Raw genomic sequence first — 2,334 nt, 5'->3', positions numbered from 1 at the left:
CCGACCCCGTCGGGTGGCTTCCTTAGCAGCCGAATTGACTGATCTCCGCTCGCCAGCGGGTGGGGGTCGTTTCGTGTGTCGGTTGATCGCCGCTTTCGGGTGGTGGTTGCCATGAGACATCTACGGAGAGTTTGATTCTGGCTCAGGACGAACGCTGGCGGCGTGCTTAACACATGCAAGTCGAACGGTGAAGCCCAGCTTGCTGGGTGGATCAGTGGCGAACGGGTGAGTAACACGTGAGTAACCTGCCCCTGACTCTGGGATAAGCCTTGGAAACGAGGTCTAATACCGGATATGTGACGTTCAGGCATCTGATGCGTCTGGAAAGATTTATCGGTCAGGGATGGACTCGCGGCCTATCAGCTTGTTGGTGGGGTAACGGCCTACCAAGGCGACGACGGGTAGCCGGCCTGAGAGGGCGACCGGCCACACTGGGACTGAGACACGGCCCAGACTCCTACGGGAGGCAGCAGTGGGGAATATTGCACAATGGGCGCAAGCCTGATGCAGCGACGCCGCGTGAGGGATGAAGGCCTTCGGGTTGTAAACCTCTTTCAGCAGGGAAGAAGCGCAAGTGACGGTACCTGCAGAAGAAGCGCCGGCTAACTACGTGCCAGCAGCCGCGGTAATACGTAGGGCGCAAGCGTTGTCCGGAATTATTGGGCGTAAAGAGCTCGTAGGCGGTTTGTCGCGTCTGCTGTGAAAACTCGAGGCTCAACCTCGGGCTTGCAGTGGGTACGGGCAGACTAGAGTGCGGTAGGGGAGACTGGAATTCCTGGTGTAGCGGTGGAATGCGCAGATATCAGGAGGAACACCGATGGCGAAGGCAGGTCTCTGGGCCGCAACTGACGCTGAGGAGCGAAAGCATGGGGAGCGAACAGGATTAGATACCCTGGTAGTCCATGCCGTAAACGTTGGGCACTAGGTGTGGGGCTCATTCCACGAGTTCCGTGCCGCAGCAAACGCATTAAGTGCCCCGCCTGGGGAGTACGGCCGCAAGGCTAAAACTCAAAGAAATTGACGGGGGCCCGCACAAGCGGCGGAGCATGCGGATTAATTCGATGCAACGCGAAGAACCTTACCAAGGCTTGACATACACCGGAAACTTCCAGAGATGGTTGCCCCGCAAGGTCGGTGTACAGGTGGTGCATGGTTGTCGTCAGCTCGTGTCGTGAGATGTTGGGTTAAGTCCCGCAACGAGCGCAACCCTCGTCCTATGTTGCCAGCGGGTCATGCCGGGGACTCATAGGAGACTGCCGGGGTCAACTCGGAGGAAGGTGGGGATGACGTCAAATCATCATGCCCCTTATGTCTTGGGCTTCACGCATGCTACAATGGCCGGTACAAAGGGCTGCGATACCGCGAGGTGGAGCGAATCCCAAAAAGCCGGTCTCAGTTCGGATTGGGGTCTGCAACTCGACCCCATGAAGTCGGAGTCGCTAGTAATCGCAGATCAGCAACGCTGCGGTGAATACGTTCCCGGGCCTTGTACACACCGCCCGTCAAGTCACGAAAGTCGGTAACACCCGAAGCCGGTGGCCCAACTGTTCGCAGGGGGAGCCGTCGAAGGTGGGACTGGCGATTGGGACTAAGTCGTAACAAGGTAGCCGTACCGGAAGGTGCGGCTGGATCACCTCCTTTCTAAGGAGCATCTGACACGCCGGCCCTCGGGTTGGTCGTGCAGAGGCCATGCTCGGACCGAACGCGTCCGGGGTGGTGCTCAAGGGTGGAACATCAACTACGGCGGCCCGCTCGGGTCGGCACCGCGTCAGTACTCCTCTTCGGGGGATGGAACGCGCACCGCCGTCGTCGAGCTGGTCGCCTGGGCACGCTGTTGGGTCCTGAGGGAACAGCCCGCTATGGGAGGTTGCTTCATGACGGGCCCGGTCGGTCGGTCGAACCGCTGACTCCTCTTCGGGGGAGCTGGTAGGCGCCGGCGCACGCGACTCGGGGATCGTTCGTTGTTTGAGAACTGCACAGTGGACGCGAGCATCTTTAAAGTATGTCTTTGTGGTCAAGTTTTTAAGGGCACAGGGTGGATGCCTTGGCACTAGGAGCCGAAGAAGGACGTGGTAGCCTGCGATAAGCCTCGGGGAGTTGGCAAACGAACCGTGATCCGAGGATGTCCGAATGGGGAAACCCCGCGCGAGTCATGTCGCGTGACCCGCACCTGAATATATAGGGTGTGTGGAGGGAACGCCGGGAAGTGAAACATCTCAGTACCGGCAGGAAGAGATATTCCGTGAGTAGTGGCGAGCGAAAGCGGATCAGGCCAAACCGTGTGCGTGTGATAGCCGGCAGGCGTTGCGCATGCGGGGTTGTGGGACCCTTCAG

General features: G+C 59.3%; 2 rRNA genes. Both read left to right on the top strand.

Features of this window, described 5'->3' with window-relative positions:
* Window positions 1-119 precede the first annotated feature (119 nt).
* Window positions 120-1,641 (top strand): 16S ribosomal RNA (locus FS882_RS20670).
* A 371-nt stretch (window positions 1,642-2,012) separates the two neighbouring features.
* Window positions 2,013-2,334, top strand: a 23S ribosomal RNA gene (locus FS882_RS20665); the annotation flags it as partial.

The sequence above is a fragment of the Cellulosimicrobium cellulans genome (assembly GCF_007679345.1).
Classification (GTDB): Bacteria; Actinomycetota; Actinomycetes; order Actinomycetales; family Cellulomonadaceae; genus Cellulomonas; species Cellulomonas cellulans_A.
Note: the sequence above shows the minus strand (reverse complement) of the source record. Positions and strands in the feature narration are given on the sequence as shown.